The sequence below is a fragment of the Pseudomonas sp. Tof1 genome (genome assembly GCF_055390395.1).
Genome location: NZ_AP024344.1, coordinates 4,191,297 through 4,209,393 on the forward strand (window position 1 = coordinate 4,191,297; position 18,097 = coordinate 4,209,393).

The 18,097-nt window shown below is 61.1% G+C and carries 16 protein-coding genes; 13 read left to right on the forward strand and 3 right to left on the reverse strand.

What is annotated here, in order from left to right:
* Positions 1-344 precede the first annotated feature (344 nt).
* On the forward strand, positions 345-1,145 hold the full coding sequence (locus ACZ5KU_RS18835) for a helix-turn-helix transcriptional regulator (protein WP_464736003.1): 801 nt from the start codon (positions 345-347) through the stop codon (positions 1,143-1,145).
* 2 nt (positions 1,146-1,147) lie between these two features.
* Positions 1,148-2,590, forward strand: coding sequence for an efflux transporter outer membrane subunit (locus ACZ5KU_RS18840; RefSeq protein WP_464737421.1), 1,443 nt, complete (start codon positions 1,148-1,150; stop codon positions 2,588-2,590).
* 36 nt (positions 2,591-2,626) lie between these two features.
* Here ACZ5KU_RS18840 and ACZ5KU_RS18845 read toward each other — a convergent pair whose 3' ends face one another.
* Entirely contained in the window at positions 2,627-3,577 is a 951-nt protein-coding gene (locus ACZ5KU_RS18845) for a LysR substrate-binding domain-containing protein (RefSeq protein ID WP_054058105.1), read from the reverse strand.
* Positions 3,578-3,778: 201 nt separating this feature from the next.
* On the opposite strand from ACZ5KU_RS18845, the gene ACZ5KU_RS18850 reads away from it, so the two are divergent.
* The 9 genes from ACZ5KU_RS18850 to ACZ5KU_RS18890 all read left to right on the forward strand — a co-directional run bounded on the left by ACZ5KU_RS18850 (position 3,779) and on the right by ACZ5KU_RS18890 (position 13,205).
* Complete coding sequence (locus tag ACZ5KU_RS18850) at positions 3,779-4,663, forward strand: TauD/TfdA family dioxygenase (protein WP_464736004.1); 885 nt, start codon at positions 3,779-3,781, stop codon at positions 4,661-4,663.
* Positions 4,664-4,828: 165 nt separating this feature from the next.
* Positions 4,829-5,644 carry a helix-turn-helix transcriptional regulator gene (locus ACZ5KU_RS18855; RefSeq protein WP_464736005.1) on the forward strand — a complete coding sequence of 272 codons (816 nt, stop codon included), beginning with the start codon at positions 4,829-4,831 and terminating at the stop codon, positions 5,642-5,644.
* Between the two features lie 585 nt (positions 5,645-6,229).
* The gene (locus tag ACZ5KU_RS18860) at positions 6,230-7,570 is read left to right on the forward strand and encodes a diaminobutyrate--2-oxoglutarate transaminase family protein (RefSeq protein WP_464736006.1); all 1,341 of its coding nucleotides are present in this window, start codon (positions 6,230-6,232) and stop codon (positions 7,568-7,570) included.
* 540 nt (positions 7,571-8,110) lie between these two features.
* Positions 8,111-8,941, forward strand: coding sequence for a helix-turn-helix domain-containing protein (locus ACZ5KU_RS18865; protein ID WP_054058109.1), 831 nt, complete (start codon positions 8,111-8,113; stop codon positions 8,939-8,941).
* A gap of 72 nt (positions 8,942-9,013) precedes the next feature.
* Positions 9,014-9,241, forward strand: a complete 228-nt coding sequence (locus ACZ5KU_RS18870) for a YodC family protein (RefSeq protein WP_054058110.1) — start codon at positions 9,014-9,016, stop codon at positions 9,239-9,241.
* A gap of 382 nt (positions 9,242-9,623) precedes the next feature.
* Entirely contained in the window at positions 9,624-10,721 is a 1,098-nt protein-coding gene (locus tag ACZ5KU_RS18875) for a carboxynorspermidine decarboxylase (protein WP_054058111.1), read from the forward strand.
* 29 nt (positions 10,722-10,750) lie between these two features.
* Positions 10,751-11,995, forward strand: a complete 1,245-nt coding sequence (locus tag ACZ5KU_RS18880) for a saccharopine dehydrogenase family protein (protein WP_054058132.1) — start codon at positions 10,751-10,753, stop codon at positions 11,993-11,995.
* Between the two features lie 231 nt (positions 11,996-12,226).
* Positions 12,227-12,442, forward strand: a complete 216-nt coding sequence (locus ACZ5KU_RS18885) for a tautomerase family protein (protein ID WP_054058112.1) — start codon at positions 12,227-12,229, stop codon at positions 12,440-12,442.
* Positions 12,443-12,494: 52 nt separating this feature from the next.
* Positions 12,495-13,205, forward strand: coding sequence for an SDR family NAD(P)-dependent oxidoreductase (locus ACZ5KU_RS18890; RefSeq protein WP_054058113.1), 711 nt, complete (start codon positions 12,495-12,497; stop codon positions 13,203-13,205).
* A 28-nt stretch (positions 13,206-13,233) separates the two neighbouring features.
* Here ACZ5KU_RS18890 and ACZ5KU_RS18895 read toward each other — a convergent pair whose 3' ends face one another.
* Both ACZ5KU_RS18895 and ACZ5KU_RS18900 read right to left on the reverse strand, forming a co-directional pair.
* Complete coding sequence (locus ACZ5KU_RS18895) at positions 13,234-14,787, reverse strand: ATP-binding protein (protein ID WP_464736007.1); 1,554 nt, start codon at positions 14,785-14,787, stop codon at positions 13,234-13,236.
* A gap of 85 nt (positions 14,788-14,872) precedes the next feature.
* The gene (locus ACZ5KU_RS18900) at positions 14,873-15,511 is read right to left on the reverse strand and encodes a glycoside hydrolase family 25 protein (protein ID WP_054064285.1); all 639 of its coding nucleotides are present in this window, start codon (positions 15,509-15,511) and stop codon (positions 14,873-14,875) included.
* A 309-nt stretch (positions 15,512-15,820) separates the two neighbouring features.
* Here ACZ5KU_RS18900 and ACZ5KU_RS18905 point away from each other — a divergent pair, with 309 nt between their 5' ends.
* Together ACZ5KU_RS18905 and ACZ5KU_RS18910 are read left to right on the forward strand one after the other, a co-directional pair.
* Positions 15,821-16,861, forward strand: coding sequence for an alpha/beta hydrolase family protein (locus tag ACZ5KU_RS18905; RefSeq protein WP_464736008.1), 1,041 nt, complete (start codon positions 15,821-15,823; stop codon positions 16,859-16,861).
* 286 nt (positions 16,862-17,147) lie between these two features.
* Positions 17,148-18,092, forward strand: a complete 945-nt coding sequence (locus ACZ5KU_RS18910; RefSeq protein ID WP_081005941.1) for a TIGR03756 family integrating conjugative element protein — start codon at positions 17,148-17,150, stop codon at positions 18,090-18,092.
* Positions 18,093-18,097 lie beyond the last annotated feature (5 nt).

Below are 18,097 nucleotides of genomic sequence, written 5' to 3' on the forward strand. Positions count from 1 at the left end.
CCCCCGAGTACATCAGCCCAATTCGCTGTAGGAAATCAGCTACAAACCTGGGTAAGACAATTCGGCGCAGCAACCAAACCGATCAAAATAGTTTTTAAAAATCAAAGAGTTATTTTTCATACTCAAACAGTGGCGGCCCTGACGCCGGGGCTTTCATCTCCAGCAATGCCCGCGCAGCCCAGGGTTTTTCCATGTCATTTTGTGTCCCGGTTTTCCATTACAGACGCCAGACTGATGTATAAGATTAAATCCGGTCCGTAATCCTCTTCAGGGAGAAGAGGCTTGCTTGCAAACACGGATGCCAGAGCACTCCCGCCCGGGTCCGGCTCAAGGATGATGACGATATGAGTCTTGGCAGTAGCATGACGAACCTTGAAAACTCCCACTTCTACTGTGAACTGGGGGAGCTGATTTCCAGTACCGGCAACGATCACTTCGCCGCCAACATGCTGCGGCTGGTGGACAAGCTGGTGCCGGTGGACCTGGTCGAACTCAGCGAGTGGACACTCGACGAGCGCCAGGCCAGCGTGCTCGATATCAAGCCTCTGGGTTGCGCCGCCCTCCAACAGGACCCTGCGCCCGCCGCCGTACTGCACCATCACGACAACAGTCCGCTGCTGGAAAGGATGACCGGGATGGACGACTCGCTGCTGATCCAGATGAATGCCGGTAGCCGAGGCACCCGGGACAACAACCACCAGTGCAACCTGGTCTCGCGCACCGCCAATCGGCGCTGGGTCATCTCGTTCTGCCGCCCGCAGGTGCGGCCGGTGTTTTCCCTGAGCGAACTGTCGTTCCTCAAGAACCTCTCCGATACCCTGCTGCCGCTGACCGAACGGCACGCCTGGATCAGCCGGCAGACGGCCGCGAGAGCCGTGATGAATACCCCGCCCGCGGCTGACGTCGAGCTGGAACACAAGCCACTGGAGCAGGCCTTCGACGAGCGTCTGGCGCTGGAGCAGGTCGTGCTCTCGGCCAGGGAAAAGGAGGTCTGTCTCGGGCTGCTCAGCGGCGGCACCATTCCGCGCCTGGCCGAACAGCTTTGCGTGAAGAACAGTTCGATCGAAACCTACCTCAAGCGTGCCGCCAGCAAACTGGGTGTCAGCGGCCGACACGGACTCGCACGATGGATGGCCCGAGCGTGAAAATGAACAAGTCGCCGATCCCCCTGCTGCTCATGGCACTGCTGCTCGGCGGCTGCTCGCTGATACCGGAGTATCGGCAACCCGCTTCGCCCAGCGCCGCCCAGTTTCCGTCGGGGCCGGCCTACGCAGCGCCATCCGCGGCCGACGCCCAGGTCGCGGCGGGCGCCGACTGGCAACAGGTGTTCCAGGACCCGTCGATGCGCCAGCTGATCGCCCAGGCCCTGGACAACAACCGCGACCTGCGCGTGGCCGCGCTGAACGTGGAAGCCTTCCAGGCACAGTACCGGATCCAGCGGGCCGACCTGTTCCCGGCGGTGTCCGCCAATGGCAGCGGTACCCGCCAGCGCGTACCCGGCAGCCTGACCGGCACCAACAAGTCGGCGATCACCTCGACCTATTCGGCGAACCTGGGCATCAGCGCCTATGAACTGGACCTGTTCGGCCGGGTACGCAGCCTCACCGACCAGGCGATGGCCAACTACCTTGCCACCGAGGAGGCCCGCCGCAGCACCCACCTCAGCCTGGTGGCGAATGTTGCCAACGCCTACCTGACCTGGCGCGCCGACCAGGAACTGCTGGCGCTGAGCCGCAAGACCCTGCAGGCCGACGAGGAAAGCCTGAGCCTGACCCGACACAACCGCGACGCCGGCAAGATGTCGACCCTCGATACGCTCCAGGCCCAGACCAGCGTCGAAAGCGCCCGCGCCAGCGTGGCCCGCTACCAGCGCCTGGTGGCCCAGGACCTGAACAACCTGACCCTGCTGGTCGGCGGACCGGTGCCCGATACCCTGCCCGGCCTGCCGCTGGCCAATGACCTGGTCGCGCAGGTCCCGGCGGGCCTGCCATCGGATCTGTTGCAGCGGCGCCCGGATATCCTCCAGGCGGAATACAAGCTCAAGGCGGCCAACGCCAATATCGGTGCGGCCCGGGCGGCGTTCTTCCCCAGCGTCACGCTGACCGCCAGCACCGGCACTTCGAGCAAGGAACTGTCCGGACTGTTCGAGGCCGGCTCCGGCGGCTGGACCTTCCAACCGCAGATCAACCTGCCGATCTTCAACGCCGGCGCCCTGCGGGCCAGCCTGGATTACGCCAAGTTGCAGAAAGACATGCTGGTGGCGCAGTACGAGAAATCGATCCAGACCGCCTTCCAGGAAGTCGCCGATGGACTGGCGGCTCGCCAGACCTACCACGAACAGCTCAGTGCCCAACGCGACCTGGTGGAGGCGACGCAGACCTACTACGACCTGGCCCAACGCCGCTATCGCACCGGAGTCGACAGCAGTCTGGTATTCCTCGACGCCCAGCGTTCGCTGTTCACCGCCCAGCAGGGACTGATCAACGACCGGTTGGCGCAACTGGTGGCCCAGGTCAACCTGTACACCGCACTGGGTGGGCCCTGGGCACAGCCGGCCAACAACCTGGCACTGTCCGATGCGCGACGCTGAATCCGGGGGCGGCCCCGCTCACGCTGCCGCCCTCTTTCAGTCCAGAAATTCCATGTCCACCCGATCGATCTTGGGGACGTTTTCGCAAAGATGGTTTTTCAGCATCCCCAGCATCTTGTTGTCACGAGCCCGGTCGGGCCAGACCAGATAGTAGCTGTCGCCGGTACGCACGGCTTTTTTCGATGGCAGCATCAGGGCGCCCTTGAGCAATTCGTCGCCGACCAGCGCCAGGTCACCGATGGAAATGCCATGCCCCTGGATAGCGGCGGAAATGCCCAGTTCCAGGGTGTCGAAGATCTTGCCCTTCTGCCAGGACACGGCCCCGATCAGCCCGGTACTTTCCAGCCAGCGCTGCCAGTCGCGACGGTCCCGGGAAGGATGAATCAGTCCGGCGGAGAAAATATGACCGCCCTGTAGTTCCAGGCGCTCGATCAGTTGCGGAGAACAGACGGGGACCAGCCACTCGTCAAACAGCTTGATGTAGTTCCAGTCTCCCGGAAACACACCCGAGCCCAATAACACCGCACAGTCGAAAGGCTCTGAGTCGAAGTCGACGAAATCGACATCCATCCATTCGCTGGTCAATTGCACCTGATCGTCGGGATGCAATTCATTGAATCCGTCCAGCACATTCAACAGCCAGCGCATGGTCAATGTGGAAGGCGCCTTGAGTCGCAGCGCCTGTTCCTTGCGCGCGGTGGAGAGACAGGCATGTTCGATGATCCTGAAACCTATTTTCAGTTCCTGGGCCAATAGTCGACCCGCGTCAGTCAGAAAGATCTTCGGTCCCTTGCGCTCGAACAAAGAACAACCGAAGTGTTCCTCCAAAGTTCGAACGTGCCGACTCACGGCACTCTGGGTAATACACAGATGATCCGCCGCGGTGGTAAAGGAACTGAAACGAGCCGCCAGTTCAAAAGCGCGCAAGGCGTACAGCGGCGGCAAGCGGTTGAGAACTTCACCGTACGGATCATGATAAATACTCATCCTTACCCATCCCTATTTTCTGTTTTTTCAAGATAAAGAACTGCTGGATAATTTCGAACATTCATAAGAGAGCCAACTAACTATAAGAATCGGCGCACAGACCAATCCCAAAAATACAAATTGCGCACAAAGAGATGCCTGCCGCGATCCCTTTTACCAGCCTGAAACGACCCACGAACTCCACACAGAAGAACACTCGACATGCGCAATTCCACCCTTCTACTGCCCGCTACTACCCTGGCTGAAAAGCTGAGCCCGGAAACCCAATCCACGCTGCTGGATTTCCGCCTGAACAGTAACAAAAGCGGTTATATAGTCCTGAAAAATCAGCCCATCGGCGACATCCCCCCAACTCCAACGGATCGTTCCGCGCTAGATAAGAAGTGCAACATCAGCGAACAAACAATTCTATCAGCAACAAGCATACTAGGGGAGCCAATAGGCTATATTCAAGAGTCTGACGGAGCTCTCGTAAACAATTTTTTCCCGCAAAAGAAGTTCTCCGCACAAGCAACTTCCGACAGCTATGACACCGAACTCGACCTGCACACCGAGAATGCCTTCCACGACCAGTCGCCGGACTATCTGATTCTCCTCTGCCTGCGTCAGGATCCTGCTGCACAAGCCATCACCTATATCAGTTCGGTCGATAACATTCTCGATCGCCTGAGTGCTGCGGATATCGAATTCTTTCAAACCGAAAAATATAACTTCCTTTCTGATTACGGCGTGAAAGAAAAGAACTGTCGAATCGATATAAACAGGAAGCAGACCGTGCTGTACGGCAATCCGCAATGGCCCTCCTTCCGTTTCGACCCGCACTTCATGGTCGCCGCCAGCGGCCTGGCGCAAGACAAGATGCAGCACCTGCGCCGCGTGGCCTGGGAAGTGGCACAGCCGGTGGCCCTCCAGGCCGGTGACCTGCTGGTGATCGATAACCGCAAAACCGCCCACGCCCGCAGCGCCTTCTCCGCGCAACTCGATGGGCGCGATCGCTGGATTCAAAGAACCTTCGTCATGTCCACCGAGCACACCACGCCAGCTCGCAAGCACAAGCCACGGCTGACGCTGGTAACACCTTCATGAGGACGACGGACCCGGACCACGGGGTGCCGGACGACAGCCTGAAATCACTGGCGGCGTGAACAATTCATCGTGCCGTGGCAAGGGGCATTCGCTGTTCATGACCCCTCTATCGGTAATGAGTTTTTGTGCCTTAAACAGAAAAATGGCGACACACGGGTAAAGTCGATGAACGCACAGAAGTTGTTCCCACACATTGGAAAAGTTATTGCAAGTACCGGCAGCAGCCACTTTCCGCGCCTGCTTCACGATCTGATTCTGACCCACCTCCCAGTGGACGCCACGCATATTACCCAGTTCCCTGCAGAGCCGGTCGGCAATCTTTCAGACAACCTCTTGAAAATATCTTTCGACAATAAAAATCGTGACACAAACTGGACCTCTGCAGACACCTCCCCGCCGATCTCATTGACTGACGACTTGCTCGCCGGATACAACTCGACACAACGCCTGGCCAGCTTCGCTACTTGCCGACAGAGCATCCCCCAGGAGCATGATTTCTCTTCAGACAATTCCGCTGAACTGCACTTGAGCAGCAACAAGAAAGACTACCGCTACGTTATCTCGCTGTATCGCTGCAATCCTTCGCAGCACTTTTCAGCACAGGAACGCTCCTCCCTGCATAACTTCTCCCACTTGCTGCTGCCCCTGGTGGAAAAACATATCAGCACCATTCGCCAACCCGCCCGTCGCCGCGAGGAACCGGTCTTTGATCTGGATGGCCAGTACCACCGTGGTATCGAAAGCCTGCGCCAGCGCTTCGACCTGCGCCTGTCCCAGTCCGGCTTGAAACTGTCATCGCGGGAAACCGAAATCTGCGTCGGCCTGCTCGCCGGCCTGACCGGGCCAGAGCTGGCAAAACACCTGGGCCTGGGGGTCAATACGGTGGAAAGCTACCTCAAACGGGCCGCCATCAAGATGGGAATAAGCGGGCGCCATTCGCTGATCCGCTGGATGCACGCTAGCGAACGCACTGCCGGGTGACTCACGCAGGCCACCCGGCGGGCCATCCCGCGGGCGCCTTGCGCAGTACCCGCAGAACGCTCGAAGTCGCTGTATCGATGCTGCCCCTAGAGTCTGAAAGAACCCTTTCGCTACAACTTTTCAAATGAATTTCTGCTGAACGATTCTTTTCTCCCAATCAGCCTTGCGGGACTTTTCCAGGCCTGAAAAGTTCCACTTCGCTGATGACTTGCCAAGTCTTTCCCGTCTATACCCGAGAGCCTCCCCAGGGGCAAACCGGACAGCCAGTCGTAATCCCTTCCGTCAGCTGGCATGAAATAACCGGGCGACTGCCATCCAATACCGGACAACTTCCCGATGAAACATTTGCATGCCCCGCTACAGCATCGCAAGATCATGAATCGCCATCTGTTCATCGAAGCCCGGCCGGCTTGAATCAAACCGGCCTTATCGATACCGGCGGCGACCCGGCTGTCGCTCGACAGTTGCAGGAATACATGAGCGTTACATCACTCGACTGAACCTTCATTCGGGATTTGTTATGCGCGAGCAGCGCTATCTGTTGGCAACCTGTTGTTTCACCAACCGTCATAGGGTGATCAAGTAATGGAAGAACTCAGCTACCTCAGGAAAGTCGAGTCGAATGCGCGCACTTATGCAGCGACATTCCAGCAACTGTTCGTCAGCGGCAAGGGCATGCGGATCAGGGACGCCCATGGCAAGGAATACCTCGATTGCCTGTCCAACGCCGGAACCCTGGCCCTGGGCCACAACCCGCCGCCGGTCAAGGCCGCAATCATGGAGTTCCTCGCCGGCGATCACCTGCAGCAAGGCCTGGATCTGGCGACGCCGGCCAAGTACGCCTTTGTCCAGGAACTGTTTTCACTGCTGCCCGACACCATGCGCAACACCAGCAAGATCCTGTTCTGCGGCCCCACCGGCTCGGATGCCGTCGAAGCCGCCATCAAGCTCGCCCGCCACTACACCCGGCGTTCGGCCCTGATGGCGTTCCAGGGTGGCTACCATGGCATGACCGCCGGTGCCTTGTCGGCCATGGGCAATCTGCGCCCCAAGAGCAACCACGGTATCATCGCCCAGGACACCCACTTCCTGCCCTTCCCCTACCGCTTCCGTTGCCCTTTCGGCACCAGCGGCGAACACACCGAGCAGTTGTCCATCGACTACATCCGCAATGTGCTCTGCGACCCCGAGGGCGGCGTGACCAAGCCGGCGGCGGTGATCGTGGAAGTCGTCCAGGGCGAAGGTGGCTGCATCCCGGCGTCGGCCAACTGGCTGCGGGAACTGCGGGCAATCACCCTCGAACAGGAAATCCTGCTGATCATCGATGAAGTCCAGACCGGTCTCGGCCGAACCGGCACCACCTTCGCCCTGGAACAGGCGGGCATCGTCCCGGATATCCTGGTGTTGTCCAAGGCCATCGGTGGCGGCTACCCACTGTCGGTTATCGTCTATGCCGACCACCTCGACACCTGGGGCCCGGGCACCCACGCCGGAACCTTCCGCGGCAACCAATTGGCGATGGTCGCCGGCGCCGCGACCATGCGCCATATCCGCGAAAACCGACTGGAGGCCAACGCCTCGGCGATGGGCCAGATACTCGAGAATGGCCTGAAACAGATTGCCCAGCGCCATGACTTCATTGGTGACGTGCGCGGGCGTGGCCTGATGCTCGGCGTCGAAATCACCCGCCCCGGCGTCGGCGGGCGTGCGGGCCCGGGTGATGGCCAGCGCGCACGGGAGATCAAGCTCAACTGCTTCGAGAACGGTCTGGTGATCGAAACCGGTGGCCGCCACGGTGCGGTGCTGCGCTTGCTGCCGCCGCTGAACATCACCGAGGCCGATATTGGCCAGGTGCTCGAGCGCTTCGAACAGGCGGTACGCAAGACCTGCGACAAACGCCGGCACGTGCTCGGCGAGATCGCCTGACCCCCGGCTCCAGCAACCCACGATCCAGCCCGGATCCCCGCCATGCCGCCGCCGTCCGGCGCGGCAACATTCAACAGCGTTCAACTTCGTACGCGAACGTCATGGATGGCAGGGGTTCGGACCATTTTCCTTGCGCAGAGGTTGTAGGCATATCCATACATAGAGAAGGAAAAATAACAGTTCTTCATGTAAGCGATGACTTACAACAATAACCCTGTAACAAAAATGTCATCTCTTAGTCCAGTCCTTCCGGCCAGAAATATTCTTTCAAATCAATACATTGATATTCCCAAAAGGTCTTCCCAGGGAGCGTTTCCACCCTTTTGAATATATTCATCATATAAAGAGCCAGGTTTTTGGCGTCGATTCCGCGTCTTTTCTGTCCCAGAATTCCGCTACAGACACTCGATTCCCATATGGATTCAAATTCACTCCAATTGCTGAATCGCTTCGTGAAGTCGTAGGAACGTAGGGCTTGCACCGTATGGCAACGGTCTTTGGAAGGTTGCCAGGGTGCTGCACCTGAACAGGTAAACAGGAATGAACCGAACCAGCAGTATCCTGAATTTGGAAAGTGCCCGCTTCTATCACGAACTGGGCGAACTGGTCCTCAATGTAGGTCAGCAACACTTCGCCGAGGGTCTCTATCGCCTGGTCACGCAACTGGTGCCGGTCAATGCGGTGGAGTTGAGCGAATGGACCGTCGACGACCGCCAGGGCCGTGTCGTCGACATCCGCCTGATGGGCGGGGCCGGCGAGCCGGAAGACATTCCGCCGCCGAGCAACGTCAGGCACCCGAGCGAACACCCGCTGAGCAAGGACATCCTCGAGATGGATCACCCCTTGCTGATCCAGGTGAACGCCAGGCCTGCCGTGGCCGGCAGACCGCGCAGCCATGCCGAGTACCACCAGTGCTGCCTGGTGTCGCTCAAGAGCAACCGCCGCAGCCTGATCTCGCTGTATCGCCCGCTGCACCAGAAGACCTTTTCCCTGACGGAACTGTCGTTCCTCAAGAGCCTCTCGGAAACGCTCCTGCCGCTGATCGAGCGCCATGCCCAGATCACCCGCCAGTCGCTCCAGAAGCTCGGGACCTGGCTGCCCAACCCGGCCGCGGAAAACGAACTGACGTCTCTGCAGCGTGACTTCAAGGAACGCCTGGCGCTGTGCGACATCACCCTGTCGGTCCGCGAGCAGGAGGTCTGCCTGGGCCTGCTCAACGGCGGCACCGTGCCGGAGATGGCCGAAAAGCTGTGCGTCAAGAACAGCTCCATCGAAACCTATCTCAAGCGCGCCGCCGCCAAGCTGGGGGTCAGTGGCCGGCATGGGCTGGCCAAATGGATGGTCGGTACCCCGGTGCCCATGCAGGCCTGACAGTCACCCTTGCGTTTACCCTGCCGCCGCTCTGCGCACTCGTGCAGGCGGGTCCTTACTGGAGCGACAACCATGAGCAAGTTCGAGCCGGGCCAACACGTAAGACTGCGTTCGGGAGGGATCCGGATGGTGGTCAAGCAACCCGCCCAGGCCGGCCAGTTGCCGGACAGCACCCTGGTGCACTGCGAGTACCAGGCCAAGCACCGTACCGTGCAGGGCTTCTTCGCCGAGGCCAACCTGGTGCACGTCGGCACTGCGCCGCAGCGAAGGAGCGACCCTCAGGAACGCCCCGAGTCCTGAACCACCCGACCCGCCGCCTGGCGAGCTGCCACGGCGCCATCCGTCAATCATGATATCGTCACAATCCCCAGACACAATGATCGCAGTCAAAGGGATTTGACCCATCTGCCGAAAGCCCGCTCCTGAACCAGGCGGGCTTTTCGCTTTTCATGCACCCGGAACACGGATGCCTCGGGCCGCAGCCCGGCGTCCTGTCCGTCAAGGGCCGTGCGCACCGACGAAAACCAGGGTGCGGCAGGCCTGCGTCACGCTGCGTCCAGGCTGCCCGCAGAGCCGTGCGAGTCACTCAATGGGCGAAATACACCCAATAACCTTTCGATATGAACCAACTAAGGGCACAATGCGCGTCCTTTTTTTGGCTAGCCCTGCCGGAGGCCTCGAAATGATCAAGACGCCGTACTACCTCATCGACAAGCAGAAACTGCTGGTCAACCTGCAGAAGATCGCCTACGTGCGCGAACAGTCCGGGGCCAAGGCGCTCCTGGCGCTCAAGTGTTTCGCCACCTGGTCGGTGTTCGACCTCATGCAGCAATACATGGATGGCACGACGTCCTCGTCGCTCTACGAGCTCAAGCTCGGCCGCCAGAAGTTCGCCGGCGAAACCCATGCCTACAGCGTGGCCTGGGCCGATGACGAAATCGGCGAAATGCTGGAGAACTGCGACAAGATCATCTTCAACTCCATCGGCCAGTTGCAGCGCTTTGCCCAAGCCTCGGCGGGCAAGACCCGCGGTCTGCGGGTCAACCCGCAGGTGAGCAGCTCCGACTACCTGCTGGCCGACCCGGCCCGGCCGTTCAGCCGCCTGGGCGAATGGGACCCGGCGAAGATCGAGCAGGTCATCGGGCAGATCTCCGGCTTCATGTTCCACAACAACTGCGAGAACGGCGACTTCGGCCTGTTCGACCAGATGCTGGGCACCATCGAGGAACGCTTCGGCCACCTGCTGCACAAGGTCGAATGGGTCAGCCTGGGCGGCGGTATCCATTTCACCGGTGAAGGCTACGCCCTGGATGCGTTCTGCGCACGGCTCAAGGCGTTCTCGCAGAAGTACGGCGTGCAGGTCTACCTGGAGCCGGGCGAAGCGGCGATCACCCAGAGCGCCTCGCTGGAAGTCACCGTGCTCGACACCCTCTACAACGGCAAGAACCTGGCGGTGGTCGACAGCTCGATCGAAGCGCACATGCTCGACCTGCTGATCTACCGCCTCAACGCCAAGATGGAGCCGAACGACGGCAGCCACACCTACATGGTCTGCGGCAAGTCCTGCCTGGCGGGTGACATCTTCGGCGAATACACCTTCGATCGGCCGCTGGCCATCGGCGATCGACTGTCGTTCATCGATGCGGCAGGCTACACAATGGTCAAGAAAAACTGGTTCAACGGCCTGAAAATGCCGTCCATCGTAGTGAAACAACTCGACGGTAGCGTCGAGACGGTTCGTGAGTTCAGCTACGACGATTACCTGTCCAGCCTCTCGTAAGCTGGCCGTCCCAAGGAGAAATGAGCAAATTGAAGAAGAACGTACTTATCATTGGTGCAGGAGGTGTCGCCAAGGTGGTGGCCCACAAGTGCGCGCAGCACAACGATGAACTCGGTCGTATTGCTATCGCGTCGCGCAACATCTCCAAATGCCAGGCCATCATCGACAGCGTCAAAGCCAAGGGCAGCCTCAAGCAGCCCGCCGACATCAAGGCTTTTGCACTGAACGCCCTGGACGTCGAAGCGACCAAGGCGCTGATCCGCGAGACCGAATCGCAGATCGTCATCAACGTCGGCTCCGCGTTCCTCAACATGTCGGTACTGCGTGCCTGCATCGATACCGGCGTGGCCTACCTCGACACCGCCATCCACGAAGAACCGGGCAAGGTCTGCGAGACCCCGCCATGGTATGGCAACTACGAGTGGAAGCACCTCGAGGAATGCCAACAGAAGAACATCACCGCCATTCTCGGCGTAGGCTTCGACCCGGGTGTGGTCAATGCCTATGCGGCCCTGGCGCAGCAACAGTATTTCGACCGCATTGACTCGATCGACATTCTCGACGTCAACGCCGGTTCCCATGGCAAATATTTCGCCACCAATTTCGATCCCGAGATCAATTTCCGCGAATTCACCGGACAGGTGTGGAGCTGGCAGAACAGCCAGTGGACCAGCAACACCATGTTCGAAGTCAAGCGCACCGACGACCTGCCGGTCGTGGGCTCGCAGAACCTGTACCTGACCGGCCACGATGAAGTGCACTCGCTGTCGAAGAACCTCGACGTGCCCAACGTGCGCTTCTGGATGAGCTTCGGCGAACACTACATCAACGTGTTCACCGTGCTGAAGAACCTCGGCCTGCTCTCCGAGAAGCCGGTCAAGACCGCCGAAGGCCTGGAAGTGGTGCCGCTGAAAGTGGTCAAGGCCGTGCTGCCCGACCCTGCCTCGCTGGCACCGGGCTACACCGGCAAGACCTGCATCGGCGACCTGGTCAAGGGCACCAGGGATGGCCAGCCACGCGAGCTGTTCATCTACAACGTGGCCGACCATGAGGACGCCTACGCCGAAACCGACAGCCAGGGCATTTCCTACACCGCCGGCGTACCGCCAGTGGCCGCCGCCCTGCTGGTCGCCCGTGGCGAGTGGGACGTGCAGCGCATGGCCAACGTCGAGGAACTGCCAGCCGAGCCGTTCCTCAAGGCGCTGGACGTGATGGGCCTGCCGACCCGCATCAAGGACGAGCGCGGTGATCGCGCCTGGGACGCTATCGCCTGATCGCTGCCCTGCCGGGCCTCGCCGAGGCCCGCGTAAACGAAAAACGCCCCGGCCGTTGCGGTCCGGGGCGTTTTTCATTCCAGCACCCGGTCGATGCGGGCGCTCTGGCCATTCATTACATGACATTACTAATGATGTTCTTGAAAGCCGATTTATCTCATCCAGGCAACTCAATAGATTGACCCCACTGCCTGCCGGTCATCCCGATCGGCCGGTCACTGGAGAGTTGTCATGCCTTTCGTCAACGTGCGCATCACCCGCGACGGCGTCACCCGGGAGCAGAAGGCCCAGGTCATCGCCGAAATCACCGAAACCCTGCAACGGGTGCTCGGCAAACGTCCGGACCTGACCCATATCGTGATCGAGGAAGTCGACACCGATAACTGGGGCTACGCCGGCATCACCACTACCGCCTACCGCGAGCAGTTGGCCAGGACCTCGTCGTGACCACCGCGCGCCACCGACTGCCCCCTCCTTTACCGACTACAGAGGTTTCATCATGAGCAATGCCAGCAAAGTCGTCGTGATTACCGGCGCATCCCAGGGGATCGGCGCCGAGGTGGTCAAGGCCTTCCGCGCCCTCGACTACCGGGTGGTCGCCACCTCCCGCTCGATCCAGCCGTCCGACGATCCGGACATCCTCACCATCGCCGGTGACATCGGCGAGCCGGCCACCGCCGAACGGGTGATCAGCGAAGGTCTGGCGCGCTTCGGCCGCATCGACAGCCTGATCAACAACGCCGGGATCTTCATCGCCAAGCCCTTCACCGCCTACACCCCGGCCGACTACGCCAATGTGCTGTCGGTGAACCTCAACGGTTTCTTCTACATCACCCAACTGGCGGTCGCACAGATGGAGAAACAGGGCGGTGGTCATATCGTCAACGTCACCACCAGCCTGGTGGATCACGCCGTCGACGGCGTGCCCTCGGTACTGGCCTCGCTGACCAAGGGCGGACTCAACTCGGCGACCAAGTCACTGGCGATCGAATACGCCAAGCGCGGGATCCGGGTGAACGCGGTCAGCCCCGGCATCATCAAGACGCCGATGCACGGCGAGCAGACCCATGCCGCGCTGGGCCGGCTGCACCCGGTCGGGCGCATGGGCGAAGTCGGCGACATTGCCCAGGCGATCGTCTACCTGGAGTCGGCCGGATTCGTCACCGGCGAGATCCTGCATGTGGATGGCGGGCAAAGCGCCGGGCATTGACGGGCGCAACCGGTCACCCGCCCTGCGGTCAGTCCGCCGCCGGGCGAGTGCCGCGGGACAACACCTGCGCCAGGATCTCCGCCAGTTGCGACTGGCTGTAGGGCTTGAGAATCCGCGGCAGCTGGACGGCCATGTCATCCAGGTGCCCGGAGTAACCGGTGGCCAGAATGATCGGCAGTTCCGGCTGCAACTGGCGCACCACCTTGGCCAGTTGGGCCCCGTCCATTTCCGGCATGATCATGTCGGTGATCATCAGGTCGATGCCCGAATGCTGCTCCAGACACAGCAGCGCCTGGGCGCCGGAAGTCGCGCAGAGCACCCGATGCCCCAGGTCCTCGAGCAGCAGCACGGTGCTGTTGAGCACCAGGCTGTCATCATCGACCAGCAGCACCGTCAGCGGCTTGAACAACGGCTGTTGCCGGCCCTCGGCCAATGGACGGGCTCCCGGGTCGGCCTCCTTGTCCACCGGCAGCCAGAGTTCGGCGGTGGTGCCCTGACCCCTGGTGCTCTTGAGGACCAGGCGCCCCCCCAGTTGCTCGGCCAGACCGTGGACCATCGACAACCCCAGACCGGTGCCCTTGCCCACCCCCTTGGTGGTGAAGAACGGGTCGGCGGCATAGGCCAGGGTGCGCTCGTCCATGCCCTCGCCGTCGTCGCTGACCGACAGGCACACGTACTCATCGTGAGGCAGCCTGTCGACCTTGCCGTGAATTTCGGCGGCGATGCGGATGCTGCCACCCGTCGGCATGGCGTCGCGGGCATTGCTCACCAGGTTGAGCAGGGCCAGTTCCAACTGGTTGATATCGGCATGCACCGGCGGCAGCGCCTCGTCCAGCTGGGTCAGGACCGTCACCTGGCCGCCTGCCGAACTGCGCAACAGCTCGATGAGGTTGTCCAGCAGGAGTGGCAGGCGAACCGCCTCGGTGCGCAACTCCTGGCGCCGGGCGAAGGCCAGCATGCGCTGGGTCAGCGAGACGCCGCGCGCGGTCCCCTGCAAGGCATTGTCCACCAGCCGGGAGAGCCGCACATCACCGTCGACCCGCTTGCTCAGCAGTTCGAGGTTGCCGCGGATCACCGTCAGCAGGTTGTTGAAGTCATGGGCGATACCGCCACTGAGCTGGCCGATGGCCTGGAGTTTCTGCGACTGGAACAGGGCTTCGCGGGCCAGATCCAGCTCCTTCTGCGCCTGGACCGACTCGGTGATATCACGGGTGATCTTGGCAAAGCCGAGAATCTCGCCGTTGTCGGCGCGGATCGGGTCCAGTATCACATGGGCCATGAACCGCGTGCCGTCCTTGCGCAGCCGCCAGGCCTGCCTCTCGAAGCGCCCTTCGGTCGCGGCAACCGACAGCGCCCGCTGCGGTTCACCGTTGGCCCGGTCCTCGGCGGTATAGAACATGGCGAAATGCTTGCCCACGACCTCCGCCGCCGTGTAGCCCTTGATACGCTGTGCGCCCTGGTTCCAACTACTGACATGCCCCTGCGGATCGAGCATGTAGATCGCGTGATCGGTCAAGGCATCGACCAACAAACGGAAACGGTCGCCATCGGTCACGCTGCCAGACAGGGGTTGATCGGACATGGGGGCCTCGACGGGTATTTTTGCGTTACCTTACACCCGAGCTATCGGCCTGCCCAAGAAAACCTCCAAAATCCGGACCGGTCCGTCAGACCGTGACCCAGTCAAGGTCCACTTCGCCCTGGATACCGTCCACCAGGCCCTTGCTGCTGTGCTGCCACCAACGCCAGCCCAGGCCTCGACAGCGCCAGCTTTGCGGCAGGACAGGCTCGTCGACCTGCCAATGGGCGACCCACAGCGGGCACTCGCTGAAATCGTAGGACTGCCACGCCACCTGGCGGTCCCAGAAGCCGGCAGCGGTGTAGATGACCGGATGAGCGCCACCGTGCAGTTCCCTGACCAGCGTGACCAGCTGGAACAGGCCGTCGGCCATCTGCTCCGGGGTCGCCTGTTCGTTGTACCGGGCCTCGACATCGATGGCGAAGAGGTCCCGCCCCACCTCGAAATCCACCGCGGCGAGCCGATCGCGGATATTGGCCAGTTGCTCGCCTGGGGTGCAGTTCAAGGCCCTGAAGTAGTGATAGGCCCCCGCCTGCAAGCCGTTGGCGCGCATGCCGCGAAAATTCTCGACGAACCTGGGGTCGGCGTAGGTAGCGCCCTCGCTCATTTTCGCGATCCCATGGGTGACGCCGGCCGCCGCCACCCTCGCCCAATCGATCTCACCCTGCCAGCGCGACACATCGATACCCCGCGCATAGGCGTTGCTGCCTGGTTCCCTGCAACTCATCGTTCTCTCCCATGAGATTATCAGCCGTCGGATAGTCCGTCGTACCGATGTTTTCATGGGCAGCCGGTGCCAAGGCACTAACGGGATACCGCCCGCTGTTCAAGTCGGAGCACATGAGGTTTGTCGCCCGCTCTGCAGGAACGACAGTCTGTTCCGGGTCCAAAGCGGCCACTCACGCCCGGCTGCTACCAGCCAGAAGTGGTCACTGGAAACGGGAAATGCTTGAGTAAGCCGTCACGAAGACTGATATGTTGCTCGCGCCTCGGGCCGCATCCCATCGACGCAGATCCCATCAAGGAAGAAAAAACAATGAAAAAAGTACTCGGCCTCGTGCTGCTGATCTGCCTGAACATACCGGCCTTCGCAAGCTACCAGACCATCGGTTTTCAGACCAGGACGCTGCCGGACGAGGACAATGATCGCCCGCTGGAACTGGTCGTCTGGTACCCGAGTACCACCACCGCCACACCGCAATTGATCGCTGATACCGCGGTATTCGTCGGTGACCTGGCTGTACGCGATGCGCTTCCGGACGCAGGCGCGCACCCGTTGGTGGTGCTTTCCCATGGTTTTCGCGGTAACTGGGGGAACCAGTCCTGGTTGGCCAGCACCCTGGCTCACCAGGGTTACATCGTGGCCGCGGTCAACCACCCCGGCAGCACGACCCGCGATCGAAACCCGAAGGCTGCGGCACAGCTGTGGCAGCGGCCCATCGACCTGCAACGGGCCATCGATGCGGTCATGGCTCAGCCGAGTCAGTATGGAGGGGTGGCGAAAGGTCAAATTGCGGTGGTGGGACATTCACTGGGTGGTTGGACCGCGCTGGAGATTGCCGGCGCCCGGTTCGACTCCAAGCGGTTTATCCAGGAATGCGTCACCCATCCGCAACTGTCCAGTTGCAGCGTCTACAAACAGATCAACCCTGACAGCGACCCGGTATCGAAAGCTCGACTGGAAGGTGATCTGAGGGACAAACGCGTCACCGCCATCGTCACCCTGGACCTGGGCCTGTCACGGGGCATCACCAATGAAAGCCTGGCGGCGTGGTCGGTACCGGCACTGGTGATCGCGGCGGGTGCGCCCTCCGAAGATCTCCCTGCACGCTTGGAGTCCGCCGACCTGGCCAAGCGATTGCCATCGGCGACCCGTCGTTATGTCGAGATCCGGGACGCCAGCCACTTCAGTTTCCTGTCGTTGTGCAAACCTGGCGCAATGGCGTTGCTCGAAGCAGACGAACCCGGCGATGGCATCATTTGCCGGGATGGCGATAACGCTCGACCACGGGCGCTGATCCAGTCACAGATCGCCTCGCTGATCACCGAGTTTCTGGCACAGTCATTTCGCAACTGACGGTGGTTGATTCCATTGACGGTAGGTGCTGGACGAGCACCGACCGCGTGTTTGAGCCATACGCCGCCGATCGTCTTGGCCGTGTCATCCCAATGGATGACATGGAGCGGCAGACCTTCGAGTCTGCCGGGGTCCGATATGCCCAGTCTTGCACACCTGCCGTGTCCCAGGCCCGCATGGGGCACCAGGCTCCCCTCCAAATACAGTCAGCCATAAACCTGTTTTCAGGCGGTAGACGTGCAGCGCTTTTCAGAAGATCCACCTTTCTTCCAGTCGGATCTACGTCATGCAACGCGTTTCTCATCGAGGTGCCAGGTGCTGGTTGCCCGCCCTCCTGACCCTGCCCTACTGCACCCTGAGTTTTGCCTTGAACACCGCCAGCATCGTCCCGACGGTGTCCTCGCCCGATTGCCTGGAGTACCAGGTCGTGGGGGTGTGCTACTGGCTGCGTTGCACTAACTTCGGCTGCAGCGTCAAAACCTCCGCCAAGGTGCGGCACTACGTGCCGGATGCGGTGGTTTCCAGCTATTCCAGCACGGGCGACAACCCCTGGACAGAGGTCAGGGCCTTGAGCGCCCCAACCTCCGGTGCCCAGGGGGGCGGCAGTGGCACCACCAACAGCTCCCGCGAAAACAGCCTCTCGGTATTCAAGAACGTCGACGTGATCGGTCATCCCGGCATCGCCGCCTTCAACGCCTTCGCCAGCGGTTCGGGCTACACCTGCGAGGGTGCCGGAACACCTTACATGCCTCATTTTCTCAGCACCCTGGACCCGATTGGCTGGCGCCACGGCATTCCTGAGAGTGTATTCCCCCAGTCGCTGGTCCCTGGCATGCGCGAAGTCGGCAGTCGGCTGTCGATGAACCTGTGGGGCAACGTCTATCCGCGCAGTGGTTTCCTGCACCAGCCGGATGACTACAAGGCGTCAGCGGTGATGGCTCAGCGCGCTGGCGACATCGTGACCCGCCCTGGGCAGGTGCATGTCTATCGCCCTCTGCTGGCACTCGCCAAGCCCGGTTACTGGCCCGCCGGCGAGTTGCGCGAATCCGATGCGCTGACGGGCAAGTGGCAGCAACTGACGCCGACGGCCAGTGCCTCCTGTGCCACCTTCCCTGAACCGGGCATTCACCAGCAGGCCCCGGATGGCGCCTATGCCTGGTCGCTCTGGCGCCCCTACAGCTGCTGCAAGCAGGAAGGACAGACTTTCCTGGGCAGCACCGGCGGCCAATGACCTCG